This is a genomic window from Paenibacillus mendelii, assembly GCF_024498075.1.
GTDB lineage: Bacteria > Bacillota > Bacilli > Paenibacillales > Paenibacillaceae > Paenibacillus_Z > Paenibacillus_Z mendelii.
The window spans coordinates 498,074-514,958 of sequence record NZ_JANHOF010000002.1 but is presented as its reverse complement, the minus strand read 5'-3'; the positions used below and the strand labels follow the sequence as shown (position 1 = coordinate 514,958).

Below are 16,885 nucleotides of genomic sequence, written 5' to 3'. Positions count from 1 at the left end.
AACCGGATATTTTTTTTATTGGTAAAGCATAGCTGTATATCCGGCCTCATGAAGCAGTCTAATGAACGAAAATATAATCGTTAATAGGATGTACACTTCTATACGTTGCATCCTATTCAATAAGTAGTATATTAAATGTAATCACGTAGTTTGAGAGGGGGCAGCAGCTAAGCACGTCCTTACCAGAAACCCTTACTCACATGGAATAGGAGTGGAATGCGTTGGAGCAAACGTTTATCATGATTAAACCAGACGGCGTGGAAAGAGGACTTATTGGTGAAATAGTCGCTCGGTTCGAGCGCAAAGGACTACGACTGACAAGTGCCCAATTGATGCAGATATCCAATGAGACGGCTGAGCTTCATTATGGCCATCTGAAGAATAAGCCCTTCTTCGGTGAGCTGGTCGATTACATTACTTCCGGACAGGTCTTCGCCATGATCTGGGAAGGCGATGAGGCCATCAAGAATGCGCGGGCGTTAATCGGCGCTACGAATCCGGTTGAGGCCTTGCCAGGCTCGATCCGCGGCGACATGGCGTTGAATGTGGCGAGCAATATTATCCATGGCTCGGATTCGACGGAAAGCGTCAGCAGAGAAATAGCGTTGTTCTTCGGTAAAGAACGTGTAGCTGCCTCTTCTTGAAATCGAAAGGGCTAGCCCTTTTCAATAGATCTTGTTCTACAGCAAGCCGATTTCCATCCGAGATGGGAGTCGGCTTGCTGTTCTTGTTATGGCTGCTGGGAGCTGGAGCAACGGTGTCCATTTTATTCCTGGGCATATGTTATATAACAACAGTTTTTTTGTAAAACAGTATTGAAACAGATTATGGATCTGCTATATAATAACCTCAACGATATCAAAACTGTTATATAACATTACCGGAGGGGATTGTATGGAATCAAGTCAAGGCAAATCAAACACAGAGCCCATTCAAGAAATCTGTTTCTCATGCGGCGGGGGGCTGAAGTCCGCTCCATCCGGCCAATCCTCCTCGATTCTTTGCCCGGATTGCGAAGAAGCGAGTGAAATGCCGATTTCCCATCATTATTTGAATCATTACTATTATCGTTACGCCGATTAAGGAAGGCTTATGCAGGAATAACGAGGATCTTCTTATCCCGCCGGACATTTCATAAGACATGGACCATGATGAATGACGAGAACGAAGGCTTATGTATGAAACCCACCCTTGGGCATTAATTCCAAGGGTGGGTTTTTGCATGAAAGGATATATCGTACCCATCACGAACTAAAGAATAATCATACCTATAGGTGGTGCCGTTGTGGAGATTTTATCCGTCATTCATGAACTCTTACCCATTTACAAGCAAACCATTCGCGGACAATATGCGATTGCGCTGGCGGGTGCTCACACCAAAGACAGATCGGATATACATTCGGATTTGGATATTTATATATGCGGAGGATGTGCTCCCATTTGTTAACCGCTTGAAGACCCCTACGGTCTGATTAGCCGTTTGAAGGAAACCATTAAGACCTATCCGCCTGCGATGAGACAAGCGATTATTCAGGAATTCCGGTGGAAAAGCAATCTTTGGATCTCTAATTTTCACTATCGGAGCGCTATCGAACGAATGGATATTGTCTATACGTCCGGCATTGTTAACCAAACATTCAGAACATGACCCAGGTGTTGTTCGCACTGAACGAAAGGTATTTCTACGGAGACAAGAAACTGGAATCCCTATTGAAGGGACTGAGCTTCTGCCCGCCGGTTCTGACCGATCACCATGAATTCCTCTTAACCGCACGTAAGGACATCAGTCACTTAAAGCGGCAAAGAGATGTCTTGGCAGAAGCAGCTGCCCATATGAAGAATTATATGGAAGATCTCTAGAGTAGAAAGCAGGCTGTTCGATGCCGCTCCTCTCATTTTCATTTCGGATCAACTGTTATATAATAGGTGGCGCAGAATACAACAGTTATCGCTGAGGAGTTTGATACGATGGGCCCTCCTGAATTTACGACGAAACATGAGCAGATCATTCAATATATTGAAGAACTTCTTGTGGGGACGAAGATTTCGGTTCGTAAGATCGCACAAACTTTGGAGGTAAGTGAAGGAACGGCTTACCGGGCCATTAAGGATGCGGAGACCCGGGGAATTGTCAGCACGAAAGAACGAACAGGAACGGTCAGGGTTGAGAAGGAGCAGCGGCAGCATATCAACCGTTTGACGTTCGCGGAGATCGTCAAGATGGTAGATGGCGAAGTGCTGGGCGGTGCAGCCGGTCTGCAGAAAACTTTGAGTAAATTCGTCATCGGCGCCATGCAGGTGGAGGCGATGATGCGATACATAGAACCGGGTAACCTGCTCATCGTAGGGAACCGGAATAAAGCCCATTACAGCGCATTAACCTTGGGCGCAGGCGTATTGATTACGGGCGGGTTCAACACGACCGAGGATGTGAAAGCCCTCGCAGATGAGCTGGAGCTTCCGATCATCAGCAGCGGGTATGACACGTTTACGGTAGCAGCCTTAATCAACCGTGCCATCTATGACAGGCTGATCAAGAAACAGATCGTACTGGTCGGGGATATTGTCCGCTTAGATCTCCCGCTTGCTTATATGCGAAAGTCCGATACGGTAGAAGATGTGCTGAAGCGCATCGAGGAGACGAACCATAACCGGTTCCCCGTCGTAGACGATAACGATAAACCCATCGGGATGATTACGACTAAGGATCTGATTGGAGCGCCAGGGATTCAATCGATCGATAAGATTATGACGCGCAATCCGCTCACCGTTACCATGCAGACTTCGGTTGCGACCGCGGGGCATATGATGGTATGGGAGGCCATTGAGCTGCTGCCTGTTATTGACGGGGAAGGCAAGCTCTCGGGCGTCATCAGCCGGAAAGATGTGCTCAAAGCGATGCAAAATATTCAGATGCAGCCGCAGAGTGGAGAAACGCTGGAAAACCAGATATGGTCGGCTTTTCAAGGAAACCGCGACGATCATGGGCGGTTATACTACCGCGGCGTCATTGACGCCCATATGAGCAACCAGGTCGGCAATCTCTCCGAAGGCATATTAGCCAGTCTCATCAATCAGGTCGTGACGCGCACGATGAAGGAGCACCGGCGGGGGGATCTGCATATTGACAGCACCTCCGTGTACTACCTCGCGCCAGTCGAAATCGAGGATACGGTGGACTTGTTCCCAACCGTCATCGAATCCAGCCGAAGATTCTGCAAGGTAGAAGTTGAAGTCTCGGTCGGGGATAAACGGGTGGCGCAAGCTATGATAACCGCTCGCGTGTTCGATCAACCGTAACGAAGCAGCAGCAAGACAGCCCGCAGGCCGTGAAGGCATGCGGGCTGTCTTTGCTATTAATTGAGAACCTTGCGAAATTCTTGGGTAAGAAGGGGAACCACCTCGAATAAATCGCCGACGATGCCGTAATCCGCCACTTTAAATATCGGAGCCTCGGGATCCTTATTGATGGCTATGATAACGCGAGAGCCGCTCATGCCGGCAAGATGCTGAATAGCGCCGCTTATTCCGCAGGCAATATAAATTTCCGGCGTGACCACCTTGCCGGTCTGGCCGATCTGAAGCGCATAATCGCAATAGCCAGCGTCGCAGGCGCCGCGCGATGCGCCGACCGCACCGCCAAGCAGCTCCGCCAGCTCCTCAAGCGGCTTGAACCCATCTGCACTCTTAACGCCCCGTCCGCCTGACACGATTACCTTCGCCTCCGTCAAGTCTACTTTTCCGGATGTTTTTCGAACGACGTCTTTGACGATCGTCCGGAGCGGGGTGGCGGAAGTGCTAACGACCCTCGTGATCGATGCCGGGGGATGGTCAGATCGAGAGGCGGCAATGAAATTGTTAGGCCGCACCGTTACGACCCAAGGATATTGGGCGAATGTCTTCTTCTCCAGCGCTTTACCTGCATATACTGGTCTCGTGAATAGAACGGAATCATCGATCTTCTCAATCGCGATCACATCCGACAGCTGACCGGCTTGCAGCTTCGCGGCAAGCGCCGGGGCGATGTCGCGACCCATCGCAGTATGTCCAATAAACAGACCATCGGGACGGACCGTTTCAATTATACCCCCTAGTGCAGCCGTGTAGGTCTCCGGATTGTAAGTCAGGAATTGATCCTCATCCAGCAGGTGGATTTCAGACAAGGGATAGGCCGACAGCTCATCGGCGAGCGGCTCCACTCCGCTTCCTATTAGAACGGCCGAGATGCGGTCATCATGTTCAGAGGCCTCTATGGCAGCTTGGAGCGCTTCCATCGTCACTTGGCGAAGCTTGCCGTCCCGGTGTTCCGCTATAATTAGAAACGTTCTGCTCATAACGAGGTTCCTCCCGGGCGTGGGGTTATATGAAGCAGTCCGACAAGCTTCGCCGCCTGTTCCGGCAGATCGCCTTGCAGAATTTGACCGGCTGCCCGGACGGGAGGAAGAAAGAGCTCCGCCCGATTCGTCTTGGCCTGTACGTCGTTAGGATCAATACCCACATCGTCGAGAGACAGCTGCTGGAATGGTTTTTTCTTGGCTTTCAAAATCCCGGGGAGCGACGGATAGCGCGGCTCATTCAAGCCTTGCTGGGCAGTGAACAGTGCGGGGAGATCAAGCTCCAGCAGCTCCAGATCGCCTTCGGCATCCCGCTCCACCTGCACACGCTCGACGGAGATGAACGTAAGCTTCGTAATCGAGGAGACATGCGGCAGCTGAAGCAGCTCTGCCAGCCGGACGGCAACCTGACCCGCTCCGGTATCGATGGCAAAATTACCACCGAGAATGAGATCGAAGGGATTATCTGCGAAGTATGCGGCAAGAACGACAGAAACAGCGTACTCGTCGTGTGGAATCCGGTCATCCGTAATAAGAATGGCTTCGTCGGCGCCCATGGCGAGCGCAGTTCGAAGCGCCTCGGCGCATCGCGGAGGTCCGACGGATATCGCAACGACTTGCCCGCCCGCATTCTCCTTCAGACGGATGGCTTCCTCCACGGCATATTCATCATAGGGATTGATGACAAATTTAACACCTTCTTCACTTATGATACCGTTATGGATGATGATTTTCTCTTCGGTATCGAATGTTTGCTTCATAATTACGCCTACCTTCATCGTGTTTTGCTCCTTTCTTGTAACGAGGTGGCATACCTGGGGCAAGCTCCGGTACGGAAAAATCGTGATTCTGATATTTATTTTATGATTGGGACCGCTCGTTTAGGGCATCGGAATGGATAATTCTGTTTATAATCTTATGAAGAGCAAATGGGGCAATGAATGTCGGATTAAACTTGACACACTTAACTGTATCTATTATTATTACAGTAACTAAACTAGTTACAGTTACTCTTTACACTTTCAGATAGGTGGTGTTGACAATGAAATTTGAAATCAGTGAATGGGTACAAGGGAAAACGAGCGATGGACAGCTCATCCACGGTTTTATCGAGTCAATCGAATCGCTGCAGAGAATCGTGAAGGTCCATGTCGTTCAATCCGATTATGAAGACGCTATTGGGACCCTTATTGCTGTACGGGAAGAACGGCTCAAGAAGCTGCCGGAGCTTGCGATGGAGGATGCCCCTTCGATTGAAAATTTAATTGACCTTGCCTTATCAACGAAGGATGAAGCTTGGTTCATGGAGTTGACCGAGAAACGGAGAGGCATTCAACCGCGCGCAAGTAAAGCGAAGGACTCATCGCCTATATATACGGCTTATACGAATCGATTGGGCTTATCCGGCACAAGAGAATAATGACCATGACTTTATATCGGGTGACATGACCGCCGCTTGCAAGGGCCGCGGCGCATGTCACCTGTTTTTATGTTAGGCACGATTTGCAGCTTCCTCACATATAGTCGTATAAAAGACTTGTCGGAGGGGGAGAACAATGACCGTAAAACCGCCCATATTGCGTCCGGGAGCCACGATAGGCGTTGTAACATTAGGAAGTCCTTTACGTGCAGATACGATCAATGCCAGAATCGGAACGCTGCAATCGATGGGGTTTCAAGTTGTTCTCGGCCGATACGTCTATGCGGATAACGGCTTTCTTGCGGGTACGGATCGGGAGCGGGCTTCCGATTTCATGATGATGATTGAAAATCCGGATGTCGACCTCATACTTCCTACGCGCGGCGGGGTTGGAGTAGCAGGCATCCTGCCTTATCTCGACTATAATGCGATAAACCGCAATCCAAAAATTTTATCCGGTTACAGCGATATTTCCGTTCTGCAGAATGCCCTGTATCAATTTGCCGATCTGATTACCTTCCACAGCTTGCTCCTCCTCAATTTCACTTCATCCGAGCCTGCGTATAATTACGACCAATTTTTTGCTGCGACATCCACACCTGTCCGAACAAGAGCGATATTGAACCCGGAAGGCCATCCACTTGTGGGCAGAGTAAGCGGAAGCGTTACGGGTCCGATAGTTGGCGGCAACCTCACGTCCTTCGTCGATACGCTGGGCACCCCCTATGAGATTGATACACTCGGCAAAATATTGCTGATCGAAGAAACGCATGAGCCAATCAATCAGGTATATCGAATGGTTAACCAGCTGGCGCTGGCAGGAAAATTAAGCGACTGCCTCGGCATCGTGATGGGAGAATGCACGAATTGCCCGGAATCGTATGGCGTGACCTATGAGAGCTTCATACAAACGTTCATGGTGCCGCTGGGCAAACCGCTGCTCACGAATTTGGCATCCGGACATGGACGCTACAAAGCAGCCATTCCTATCGGGGCGGTAGTGAATATGAATGCAGACAACGCCACGCTAACGGTTCTTGAGAGTGTGGTCAGGATCTGATATCATTCATCACAGGCTGTGGAGCAGACGAACCGCAAGGAAGGTGGTGAACGGGTAGTCCGTTCGCTTCATGTCCGGCACAGGACATGCTTGAGATCGGGACTGAGATTATGAGCATTCGTATCGTCATGCATGAACAGAACCTGAAGATCGACCATATTACGACCGACTTTCAGACGAATCGCAAGGGCACGCTAACGCCGCGGCATCAGCATCCGGTATTTCATTTGATGTACATAACGGAGGGCTTAGGAAGCTTTCTGATCAACGATCGGCTTAGCGAAGCATCAGCCGGACTACTATATATCATCAATCCGAATGAATGGCATCAATTTCATGGGAACGAACGCGTCCCGCTGAACAATCTGGAATGCACCTTTCTTGTCCGGAACGAACTCGATGTTCCGGTAGCGGCTAATTTCTTCGATTGGGTGGAAGAGAAGCGGGGACAACCGCTGCCGGACTCGTACCGTACCGGGCCGATATTCATACCTGCCCATCTAAGGCCGTTCCTGCTTGAAGGCTTCCAAAGGCTTCTTGATCCGGGTAACCGCTATATAACCGCGGAGCATCTATCGCTCATGGTGGCGGATTTACTGATGCGGACCGAAGAAACGATCTGGCAGATCGGCAGAACCGATGAGGCTGCGGATCTACTCAAGGGGGCCAAGGAGGTCGCCCTGCTCAAGCAGTATATGAGGACTCATATGGGCGATGCGCTGAAGCTGGAGCATCTGTCGCATCTGGTTCACTGGTCACCTAATTACCTATGCCGCGTCTTTAAAGAGCATACCGGCAAGGCGCCGATGGCTTATCTCCAGTGGCTGCGCATGACGGAAGCCGAGAAGCTGCTGCACTATACCGACCTGCCTATCTTTACGATCTCCGACATGCTGGGGTATGAGGATGCTTCTTACTTTGCCCGTGTATTCCGCAGGCATCATGGCCGCGCGCCTACGGAATACAGGATAATATAGTCCGCATTCATCGTTGTTTTCTACCTTCTGGCTGTGATTGCCGCTTGCTATGATAGAGGAGTGAACAATCTTATCCCACAGGGAGGATCGCAACCATGAGGCTGACGATTGAACAAGTGATTCAATATCAGACTGAAGGCTATTTAATCGTTGAGGATGTGCTGAGCGACGAGATTCTGCAGCCCGTTATCGATGAGATCAAGGCCGAGATCGACAAGAAGGCGCAGCAGCTCCATGCAGAAGGGAAGATTGCGAATCTGTATGAAGCAGAACCGTTCGACAAACGATATGCCCTGCTTCATGCACAATGTGCCGAGATAGGCAGAGGGCTGGATATCAACGAATATCTGGGGGAAGCGATGTTCGATTTCCTTAAGAACGACAGCCTCCTCGATCTGGTCGAGTGCTTGCTGGGAAGCGAGCTCAGCTGTAATCCCATTCAGCATGTGCGCGCGAAGCTGCCTGTGAACCCGGCGGCTGGCCGCTCGGAAACGAGCTATTATGAGAACGTGCCCTGGCATCAGGATTGTGCGGTTACCTCCGAGGACTCGGAAGCATCCGAAATCATTACCTTCTGGCTGCCGCTCATCGACGCTACGGCGGAGACAGGCTGCATGGAGGTCATGCCGGAGGTATTCAAGCGCGGCTATATGAAGCATCAAGCGGAGGGAGGGACGACGATCGTCCCGGAACAGCTGCCTCACGTTGAGCCTGTTTGCGCAGAATGCCGCAAAGGCGGTGTCGTAATCATGAATAAATACACGCCGCACCGCGGAATTACGAACCGCTCGGATCGGGTCCGGTGGTCGATCGACCTTCGCTATCATAAGAGTGGAGCCAATTCAGGGCGCTCATTCCAGCCATCCTTTGCCGTCAGAAGCAAGGCGGCACCGGAGAACATTCTAACGGATCATGAGACATGGAGAAGCTTGTGGGAGGCATCCCGCAATCAACCGCCCGCTCACAAAATTCATCGTGTGTAAGAGCGGCTGACAGTGGAATGACCGGTCGCGGGTTGTTACCCATAGAAGAAGGACCGCAATGGACGAATACGTCATCCATGCGGTCCTTCTCTATGTGATGAGCTGCGCGGGTCTAGATGGCAGCGTTCTTCATTGCTTTGTCATTCTCCTGCTTCTGAGCGAGGAGGGCATTCGTAACCTGAACGCATTCATCGGAGCAGTGGCTGTTATGAATCTCATCGCATTCTTCGCAGCAGATATGCTGCCGGTGGCATATATCGTTCGCGCAGTTGATGAAACGGTTCGAAGGGCTGTCGCAATGAATGCAGCGTCCAACCGTAATATCTTCATCCGTCCGGTTAATCGGTACCGATATGCGCTCATCGAAGACGTAGCATTGACCGTCGAACAGTCTTCCTTTGACTTCTTCATCCTTACCGTAGGTAACGATGCCGCCGTCCAGCTGGTACACGTCCTTGAAGCCTTCCTTGATCAAGAAGCCGGTCAGCTTCTCACAGCGGATCCCGCCCGTACAATAGGTTAGAACGGGTTTGTCCTTATGTTCGCTCATATTCTCCCGAATCCATTCCGGGAATTCACGGAACGCCTCAATGTCAGGGCGAATCGCGTTGCGGAAATGGCCAAGGTCGTATTCGTACCCATTCCGGCCATCCAGCACGATAACATCGTCCCGCTGAAGATACTCGTGGAATTGAACGGGATCCAGCCGTTTACCGCCGATGACGTTGGGATCAAGCTCCATATCGTCTAAGCGGAACGTGACAAGTTCCTTTCTATACCGCACGAACATCTTCTTGAAAGTATGTCCCTCTTCTTCATCGATCTTGTATACCATATCGGCAAACAGCGGATTCTGGCGCATATCCGCCATATACTGTTCGGTTTGTTCGATTGTTCCGGACAGCGTCCCGTTAATGCCCTCGTCGGCAATCAGGATCCGGCCTTTAATGCCAAGCTCTTTGCAATAGTTTAAATGCTCTTGTGCAAATTCAGGAGCATCGGGAATGTTTACAAATTTATAGAATAAAAGTACCGCATATTTTGATTCTGAGTTCGTCATTTTATTCACCCTGTTCATTTTTTGCTTTGTAAAGCTTTCTTTAACTTTATAATTTTATTGAATTCAGTCGACAAAGTCAATTTTTTTTATATAATGAAGGGCATGCGGCTGCGGCTGATTGACAACAGGGAGCGCAGTCATCATAATTAACATACATTCAAGTATACTATATATATTTAAGGTGGGCTCGTGGATGAAGCTACTCGGTATTTCGGGAACAATTACCGGTTCGAAGACCCGAATCGGAACCGAAAAAGTACTTGCAACCGTTCAAAATAGCTATGATGACGTGACAACGGAACTGCTCGATCTGAAGGATTATAACGTTCAATTCTGCGACGGACGGAATCCTCTGACGTATACCGGCGATACGAAGACGGTCATCGATCAGGTGATGTCGGCGGACTTTTATTTGATATCCACGCCGATCTATCAGGCATCGCTTACGGGGGCGCTTAAGAACCTGTTCGACCTCGTTCCTCCGTCCGCCTTCCGCGGCAAGGTCATCGGGTTTCTCGCCACGGGCGGCACGTACCAGCATTATCTCGTCATCGAGAATCAATTGAAGCCGATCGCAGGCTTCTTCCGGGCATTTGTTACGCCAAGCTATGTGTACCTGCACGACAATCATTTTAATGAAAACAGAGAAATTACAGATTTGGACGCTTTAAGCCGCATCGATCACCTGGCCCATGAGCTGGTATGGATGCAAAGGCAATTAAAATCATAATGTTACCAGCCAATAGCTCCATTAACCGCCCCATTCCCGAGGTGATTAATGGAGCTATTGTCATATAGGTTAATTATCCGCGTTAGATTTCCCAGTAATTAGGAACAACCTATCCCTGAAGAGGTCTGCTGAGGTTCCCATGAGCCTGCATGTACTTCTCTACGCGGGCCAGATTATTGAGCATGGCCGATCGGTCGTAGGTTACATTGCCCGGAAGGTCATCGAAGAAGCCGATCCGATCCATTTCGTGAGAAGGCAAATCCCCGAATGCCTCCACATCGGCAAAAAAGACTCTTCCGTTGTTGCTATGCGTTTCACCGTAATGTGAATAGTCCCAGAGCGGGGTGAGCGTATATAGGGATGCGCCGGTTTCTTCCCTTAATTCGCGTTTGGCGGCCGTGAGCGCATCTTCACCCATTTCCACATGTCCGCCGGGACATTCCCAGGTTTGACGCTTCTTGTGGAAACAGAGAACCCACTGCCCGTTGTGTTTGGTATATACGGCTACATAACGAATGTTGTCCAATTCACCGACGGGATATTCGATGTTAACGGACCCGATGCGTTTGAAGAAATGCGTGGTCCATATATGGTAACCATTATTCATGTAAAATTTGCGGACGGTTTCGGCATCCTTGGTGGCGGAGGATACCATAAAGTGATTCATGCCATCCTGAACGGCTTGCTGCTCACACCTAGCTAACAATTGCCGGCCAATCCCGAGTGAGCGGAACTCGCGCAGGATATACACGTCATCAACCCGAATAAAGCTGCCGCCCCTTGGGAAAATATTCATTTCATTCGCTTCAACTACGGAAGCTGTTAGGTAACCGATCACGGTATCCCCGTTCAGTGCGATATAACAATAGGGGGTTATAGCGGCGGTTAGATCCGCTATATCGTCTGTCACTACGCCATAGGTGATATTCTCAAACGCCCATATTTGCTGCAGCTGATGCATCTGAGGAACGTAAGCCTCTACGAACGGTTCAATACGGATGCTCTTCAACTGTTCACTGTGCAACGCGACACCTCGACTCTAGTTTTCACCCATTGTAACATATATTGGAAACTACCAAAAAACCATCCCGGCACGAGAGGCAGGGATGGCTTTTTATTAGCGGGTGCTATAGAACTGAGCTGCTTTTTCTACAAATATTTGTTCCGCTTCTGTCAATTCGGAATCCCATTTAACGGCTTCAACGGGACAGGCAGCTTCACATGCGCCGCAATCGATGCAGGTGTCGACATCAATAAAGTATTGATCCGGACCTTCGGCAATGCAGTCCACTGGACATACATCGACGCAATCGGCTGCTTTCTCGTCGATACACGGCTCAACGATTACAAATGGCATATAGAATCCCTTCCTTTATGATGGTTTGTTATAGCTTATCCCATGATACAAATTTAGTGTAGTTCTCTCTTAATAGTTAGTCAATATAAAACCATAAAAAACCTAACCAATTGCAGCCCTGCGTAAGTTGCATCACTGTTTAAAGAAAGGTACAATAATCGATATAGTATAGTATTATGTTTATTAACTAGGAGTGGCTCTGCAGGTCAAAGATCAGGTGGTGAACAAAAGTGAAACCAAAAGACGATTTATCGACACGAGAGATGATCCTGCATCTATTCAAGACGAACGACGAGCTCAGCGCCAAGGAGCTGACCGATCGACTGAACATTACCTGCATGGCTGTCCGCCGCCATATTGACGTACTGGAACGCGATGGGTTCGTGGAGTCGAGAACGGTAAGGCAGCCCATGGGCCGTCCAACGGCGATGTATCGTTTGACCGCACATGCGGATAGCCTGTTTCCCAATCAATATCACGCGGTTGCCCTTGACCTGCTGGATGAGCTTGTACAAGAAACGGAGCCTGGGATGGTTGATCGTCTGTTCGAGCGCCGGGCGGAAACCCTATACAATAAATACGCGGGATCGATGGAAGGCAAAGACTTAGAGGGTAAGATTGCAACACTTGCCCAGATCCAGAACGATAATGGATATATGGTGGATTGGCAGAAGATACGCGAGGATGAATTTCTGTTTACCGAGCATAATTGTCCGATTTCTCGAATAGCTGTTCAATATAAGCATGTCTGCCAGTGCGAGCTGAAATTATTCGGAGCCTTGTTAGGCGCGGATATCACGCGGCCCGAATGTTTATCACATGGCTCAACCAAATGCGCGTACACAATCCGGCGGCGAAATCAGCCATCCTCAAGCCTTGTTAGGTCAAGGTTTGAGGATTGACATAACATGGCTTATTCAAGATAATTATTGTACTGAAACGGCAGTTAACCGCAGCAATTCTAAGGGATTTTCATGATTGGAGGGCGAACTGGAATGACGTTATACGAACAGCTGGGCGGGACGCCCGAAATCAATAAGATCGTGACTCTTTTTTATCAAAACGTAGTGGCCGATCCGCTGCTTGCACCACTGTTTCCAGAGGATATTACGCCGGTGATGGAGAAGCAGGGGCAGTTTCTAACGCAATTTTTTGGAGGGCCGCCTCTGTATACAAGCGTGCACGGTCATCCGAGGATGAGAGCGCGTCACTTGCCTTTCGAAATTACCAAGGGGCGGGCAGATGCGTGGCTGTCGTGCATGAGGCGAGCCTTGGAAGAAAGAGTTCCGGATGCGTCGCTTCGCGAAAGCGTGCTGGAACGATTATCCCATACCGCCTATTTCTTCATTAATACGGAGGGATAATTTAGGATGGGATTAGGGCTGGTTGTCGTTGAAGTATGTGTGCGCAACGCCATGGCCAAGCACACGCTGGAGGATCTTGAGGACGAATATCCGGAGGTTGCCATTCAACGTACGGACTGCTTGTCCATGTGCAATCTGTGCCGGGCAAGGCCGTACGCAATGGTTAACCAAAAGAAAGTATACGATAAATCAGAAGAGCAATGCCTCGGCAAAGTGAAAGAAGCTATTGAAGAGGAAATCAAGGCGTTCTTCGAATAATAACACACGTAAGTGGTACAGAAAGCGGGTCTGCCTCATGAAATTCTCGTTCTTGCGCAAGCTGATTCCCAATAAGACCGGATCATCCGTCGAATCCGATGATCGTCCCGTCTCAGCCGAGACAGACCCCCATGAGGCGCGCATTCCAAAGGCTGATGTGGTGTTGATTGGCCGCAGCATTCGCCGGCAGGTGGAAGCGCCTGAGGGGATGACGATTCTGGAGCTGGCGCAGAAGCATGAGGTGGATTGGAACTCAAATTGCAAACGGGGTACATGCGCGCGCTGCCGTTGTCTTGTCGTGGATGGAAGTGAATACTTATCGGAATCGAATGAAGCGGAATTGAACCGGCTGGAGCCTGAAGAGCTTGAAGAAGGCTATCGCTTAGCTTGTCAAACTCGAATCCGATCAGCCGGACCGGTTACCGTGAAATACACGCCTTATTTTTGAACATATAACAGGCAGGGATAATTGCCCTTGGGTGGAGGTGTTATGTTTGGCAGCTCATTCTACAACGGTATCAGACACCAAGATGGAGAAGCTTATGGAAATGCTGAACTTGCCAAACCGCCGCTTGAAGGTCATTCAGGTGTCAGGCTCCGAAGGAGTGGCAGCAGTAAGTACGGTATTACGCACGATTCTACAGCATAGTCAGTATGGTATAGGGGTATATTCCTGTGCCCCGGGAAGCTCACTCTCCTCGATCACCTACAATGGGAATGAAATGCCTGCGGATGTCGCAGAAGAAGTCGAGCAGCAGGTTCGATCTATGGCAGGCACGATTGCCGAGCTAGGTTTAGGCAGTCTGACGGAGGAAGAAATAACAGCAGCGATCGCGATCGTCTACTTTGCGCGCAAGGCTTGTCCGTATTTTGTCATCTGGGAGACTGGGGACGGTTCATTATGGAAATTAGGGGACATCATTATTCCCATTCTTTCTGTTATAATGGATTCAGGTGAACGGAATAGCGACTTGATCCAAACCGCGGTTCGTTCGTACGTACCCGTCATTACCGGAATCAAGCGTCAAGAAACCATTGAGGAGATCGATAAGCGAACAGCTGAGCTCAAAAGCAGCCATTACTCGGGCTATCGAGACTTCCGATACCGTTCCGTCATTTCCTTCTCGAACGACCTGCTGATCCATTTTGAAGGTCCTTACCGGACTTTGGAGAATGTCCGGGTAGCTTCGGGCCGGGAAGCTGACAGGCTTGCAACAGCTATTGCGATCATGACATCGGAATTGCTGCGTCAACGGTATGGAGCTTTAATTGAAGATGATTGGCATCAGTTGAGGTAATTGCCGCAGCAAGGCAGCTTCTGCAGCAGCCCAATTGAGAACAATATGATTCATCGGCTGATGTTCAATCTGATGAAACAAAGACTAAGAAAAGGTGGTATATCAAATGAGCTATATTATTACTTCTGCTTGCGTGGATGAGAAGGCGGCCGACTGTGTAGAAGCTTGTCCGGTTGACTGTATTGCCGAAGGTCCGGATCAGTATTATATCGATCCAGACGTTTGCATTTCGTGCGGTGCGTGTGAAACGATGTGTCCGGTTTCGGCTATTTACTACATCGACGACGTTCCGAAAGAAGAAGAGTCTTACATCGAGAAGGCCGTTCAATTTTTTAATAGCAAGTAGGACCATTATAGAAGTGAAAGTGAATCATGCCGCGGCTGCATCCGATTATCGGAGTGCAGCCGTTTTTGTTTGGACGATGCGGCAAACTATTTTCAGCTTAGAAAATAATTTGCCGCATGTAATCGACGCCGCTGCCTTTTTCGAGGATAATAGAACTACATCAAGCACATAGACAAGCATAGAAACGACCATAATGACGCAGAATGGGGCTGTTGAAGGAATGGCGGAACAAAATTATCAATTGGCTTGCAGGTATGTGAAGTACGATGACACGGTGTGGGACACGATAGAGGAGACTTCGCTTGTCAACGTCGTTGACGGAGGGCCCGTGCAGGATGCAACCGGATTCAGAGCTTGCTGGGACGACGAGTATCTATACGTCCGATTCGACTGCGAGGACGACTACATGGTTGCAAACTTTACGAAACGGGACGATCCTCTCTACGATGAGGATGTCGTTGAGCTGTTCATCGATGAAGCGGGTAACGGGACCCGCTACATGGAGTTTGAATTCAGTCCCCGCAACGTCATCTTCGATGCGATGATTGATAACCATGGCGAATCAATTACCGTCGATACCGACTGGGATGCGGATGGGCTCGAGACCGAGGTTCGCATGGTTGGCACTTCCTGGATATTCCTTATGAAGCTGCCGCTCTCCCATTTTCGGATTAAACCTGAGAACGGCACGGCTTGGCGCGTCAATTTCTACCGGATTGACGAGAAGCGGGACGGCAAGCGGGAATACCAAGCCTGGTCGCCGACCGGTGCAGTCAACTATCATATTCCATCGCGTTTCGGAACGTTACGTTTCGTCCGCTAGGGCGAAGGCTTGATTCGAATCCAGGAAGGAGAGATACGCATGACCTTAGTCAGCAGCAAGCTTACCGAGGAGCACGTATTCACCAGCGGCATCGAAGGGCCGGCTTGCGATCGGGACGGCAATTTATACGCGGTTAATTATGCGAAGCAAGGCACGATTGGCAAGATTACGCCGGATGGGAGCGGGGAGCTGTGGCTGGAGCTGCCTGAAGGAAGTATCGGCAACGGCATTCGCTTCAACCGGGAAGGCGATATGTTTATCGCCGATTACACGGGACACAATATCCTTCGCGTCCATATGGAGTCGAAAGCGGTATCCGTGTTCGCCCATGAGCCGCGGATGAATCAGCCCAACGATATCTGCATCCACGGTGACGGGACGATATTTGCAAGCGATCCCAACTGGGGCAATGGTACAGGCAATCTGTGGCGTATCGATCCATCTGGAGAGGTTACGCTGATGGAACAGGATATGGGAACGACGAACGGCGTGGAGATTGGGCCGCAGGAGGATGTCTTATACGTCAACGAGTCGGCGCAGCGACGCATCTGGGTCTATGATTTAAGCGAGAATAAGGAGATTTCGAACAAGCGGCTGCTCATCGCCTTTGACGATTATTCGCTCGACGGCATGCGTTGTGATATGGATGGTAACTTATATGTTACACGCCATGGGAAGGGCGTCGTAGCGAAGCTTTCCCCGCAGGGAGAGCTGCTGCAGGAGATCAGGCTGGAGGGCACCGATTGCACGAATCTCTGCTTCGGCGGTCCCGATGGCAAACAATGCTACGTAACCGTCGCCGACAGGGGCGGCGTGCAGACGTTTGCCATCGACCGTCCAGGACGCTGCTGGGGCATGTGGAACGAGTAAGAATG

The 16,885-nt window shown here is 50.0% G+C and carries 21 protein-coding genes; 16 read left to right on the top strand and 5 right to left on the bottom strand.

All coding sequences use genetic code 11. From position 1 onward, the window contains the following. Positions 1-221: 221 nt before the first annotated feature. The 3 genes from ndk to NNL21_RS09610 all read left to right on the top strand — a co-directional run bounded on the left by ndk (position 222) and on the right by NNL21_RS09610 (position 3,300). A complete protein-coding gene (ndk, locus tag NNL21_RS09620) occupies positions 222-644 on the top strand; it encodes a nucleoside-diphosphate kinase (RefSeq protein ID WP_204817292.1) in 423 nt (140 codons plus the stop codon). A 250-nt stretch (positions 645-894) separates the two neighbouring features. Then, the gene (locus NNL21_RS09615; protein ID WP_204817294.1) at positions 895-1,083 is read left to right on the top strand and encodes a hypothetical protein; all 189 of its coding nucleotides are present in this window, start codon (positions 895-897) and stop codon (positions 1,081-1,083) included. An 885-nt stretch (positions 1,084-1,968) separates the two neighbouring features. Then, on the top strand, positions 1,969-3,300 hold the full coding sequence (locus NNL21_RS09610; protein WP_204817295.1) for a DRTGG domain-containing protein: 1,332 nt from the start codon (positions 1,969-1,971) through the stop codon (positions 3,298-3,300). A 56-nt stretch (positions 3,301-3,356) separates the two neighbouring features. Here NNL21_RS09610 and NNL21_RS09605 read toward each other — a convergent pair whose 3' ends face one another. Next, complete coding sequence (locus tag NNL21_RS09605) at positions 3,357-4,334, bottom strand: electron transfer flavoprotein subunit alpha/FixB family protein (protein ID WP_204817296.1); 978 nt, start codon at positions 4,332-4,334, stop codon at positions 3,357-3,359. Continuing rightward, complete coding sequence (locus NNL21_RS09600; RefSeq protein WP_204817297.1) at positions 4,331-5,113, bottom strand: electron transfer flavoprotein subunit beta/FixA family protein; 783 nt, start codon at positions 5,111-5,113, stop codon at positions 4,331-4,333. The genes NNL21_RS09605 and NNL21_RS09600 overlap by 4 nt, the downstream gene beginning before the upstream one ends. A gap of 263 nt (positions 5,114-5,376) precedes the next feature. Here NNL21_RS09600 and NNL21_RS09595 point away from each other — a divergent pair, with 263 nt between their 5' ends. From NNL21_RS09595 to NNL21_RS09580, 4 genes are all read left to right on the top strand, one after another. After that, positions 5,377-5,754 (top strand): IDEAL domain-containing protein, encoded by a 378-nt coding sequence (locus NNL21_RS09595; RefSeq protein ID WP_204817298.1) that lies wholly within the window; start codon positions 5,377-5,379, stop codon positions 5,752-5,754. 136 nt (positions 5,755-5,890) lie between these two features. Next, positions 5,891-6,814, top strand: coding sequence for a S66 peptidase family protein (locus tag NNL21_RS09590; RefSeq protein WP_204817299.1), 924 nt, complete (start codon positions 5,891-5,893; stop codon positions 6,812-6,814). 110 nt (positions 6,815-6,924) lie between these two features. Next, positions 6,925-7,791, top strand: a complete 867-nt coding sequence (locus NNL21_RS09585) for a helix-turn-helix transcriptional regulator (RefSeq protein WP_204817300.1) — start codon at positions 6,925-6,927, stop codon at positions 7,789-7,791. A 95-nt stretch (positions 7,792-7,886) separates the two neighbouring features. Further along, positions 7,887-8,774 carry a phytanoyl-CoA dioxygenase family protein gene (locus NNL21_RS09580; RefSeq protein WP_204817301.1) on the top strand — a complete coding sequence of 296 codons (888 nt, stop codon included), beginning with the start codon at positions 7,887-7,889 and terminating at the stop codon, positions 8,772-8,774. 112 nt (positions 8,775-8,886) lie between these two features. On the opposite strand, the gene trhO is transcribed toward NNL21_RS09580, so the two are convergent. Then, positions 8,887-9,834, bottom strand: coding sequence for an oxygen-dependent tRNA uridine(34) hydroxylase TrhO (trhO, locus tag NNL21_RS09575; RefSeq protein ID WP_204817302.1), 948 nt, complete (start codon positions 9,832-9,834; stop codon positions 8,887-8,889). 193 nt (positions 9,835-10,027) lie between these two features. Between trhO and NNL21_RS09570 the strand changes: the two genes are divergently transcribed. Continuing rightward, the gene (locus NNL21_RS09570; RefSeq protein WP_204817304.1) at positions 10,028-10,564 is read left to right on the top strand and encodes an NADPH-dependent FMN reductase; all 537 of its coding nucleotides are present in this window, start codon (positions 10,028-10,030) and stop codon (positions 10,562-10,564) included. A gap of 109 nt (positions 10,565-10,673) precedes the next feature. On the opposite strand, the gene NNL21_RS09565 is transcribed toward NNL21_RS09570, so the two are convergent. Continuing rightward, positions 10,674-11,588 carry a GNAT family N-acetyltransferase gene (locus NNL21_RS09565; RefSeq protein ID WP_204817306.1) on the bottom strand — a complete coding sequence of 305 codons (915 nt, stop codon included), beginning with the start codon at positions 11,586-11,588 and terminating at the stop codon, positions 10,674-10,676. A gap of 93 nt (positions 11,589-11,681) precedes the next feature. Next, positions 11,682-11,921, bottom strand: coding sequence for a ferredoxin family protein (locus tag NNL21_RS09560; RefSeq protein ID WP_204817308.1), 240 nt, complete (start codon positions 11,919-11,921; stop codon positions 11,682-11,684). A 230-nt stretch (positions 11,922-12,151) separates the two neighbouring features. Between NNL21_RS09560 and NNL21_RS09555 the strand changes: the two genes are divergently transcribed. The 8 genes from NNL21_RS09555 (at position 12,152) to NNL21_RS09520 (ending at position 16,880) form a co-directional block, all read left to right on the top strand. Then, positions 12,152-12,823 carry a helix-turn-helix transcriptional regulator gene (locus NNL21_RS09555; RefSeq protein ID WP_256555138.1) on the top strand — a complete coding sequence of 224 codons (672 nt, stop codon included), beginning with the start codon at positions 12,152-12,154 and terminating at the stop codon, positions 12,821-12,823. Positions 12,824-12,916: 93 nt separating this feature from the next. Next, complete coding sequence (locus NNL21_RS09550; RefSeq protein ID WP_256555137.1) at positions 12,917-13,285, top strand: globin domain-containing protein; 369 nt, start codon at positions 12,917-12,919, stop codon at positions 13,283-13,285. A 6-nt stretch (positions 13,286-13,291) separates the two neighbouring features. Then, a complete protein-coding gene (locus NNL21_RS09545) occupies positions 13,292-13,543 on the top strand; it encodes a YuzB family protein (RefSeq protein ID WP_204817312.1) in 252 nt (83 codons plus the stop codon). A gap of 37 nt (positions 13,544-13,580) precedes the next feature. Beyond that, the gene (locus NNL21_RS09540) at positions 13,581-13,991 is read left to right on the top strand and encodes a 2Fe-2S iron-sulfur cluster-binding protein (protein WP_204817314.1); all 411 of its coding nucleotides are present in this window, start codon (positions 13,581-13,583) and stop codon (positions 13,989-13,991) included. Positions 13,992-14,037: 46 nt separating this feature from the next. After that, positions 14,038-14,841: a folylpolyglutamate synthase/dihydrofolate synthase family protein gene (locus tag NNL21_RS09535; RefSeq protein WP_204817316.1), complete on the top strand. Its 804-nt coding sequence runs from the start codon at positions 14,038-14,040 to the stop codon at positions 14,839-14,841. A gap of 106 nt (positions 14,842-14,947) precedes the next feature. Beyond that, positions 14,948-15,187 carry a ferredoxin family protein gene (locus NNL21_RS09530; protein WP_204817318.1) on the top strand — a complete coding sequence of 80 codons (240 nt, stop codon included), beginning with the start codon at positions 14,948-14,950 and terminating at the stop codon, positions 15,185-15,187. A gap of 220 nt (positions 15,188-15,407) precedes the next feature. After that, the gene (locus NNL21_RS09525; protein WP_204817320.1) at positions 15,408-16,010 is read left to right on the top strand and encodes a carbohydrate-binding family 9-like protein; all 603 of its coding nucleotides are present in this window, start codon (positions 15,408-15,410) and stop codon (positions 16,008-16,010) included. A 39-nt stretch (positions 16,011-16,049) separates the two neighbouring features. Further along, positions 16,050-16,880 carry an SMP-30/gluconolactonase/LRE family protein gene (locus NNL21_RS09520; protein ID WP_204817322.1) on the top strand — a complete coding sequence of 277 codons (831 nt, stop codon included), beginning with the start codon at positions 16,050-16,052 and terminating at the stop codon, positions 16,878-16,880. Positions 16,881-16,885: the final 5 nt, after the last annotated feature.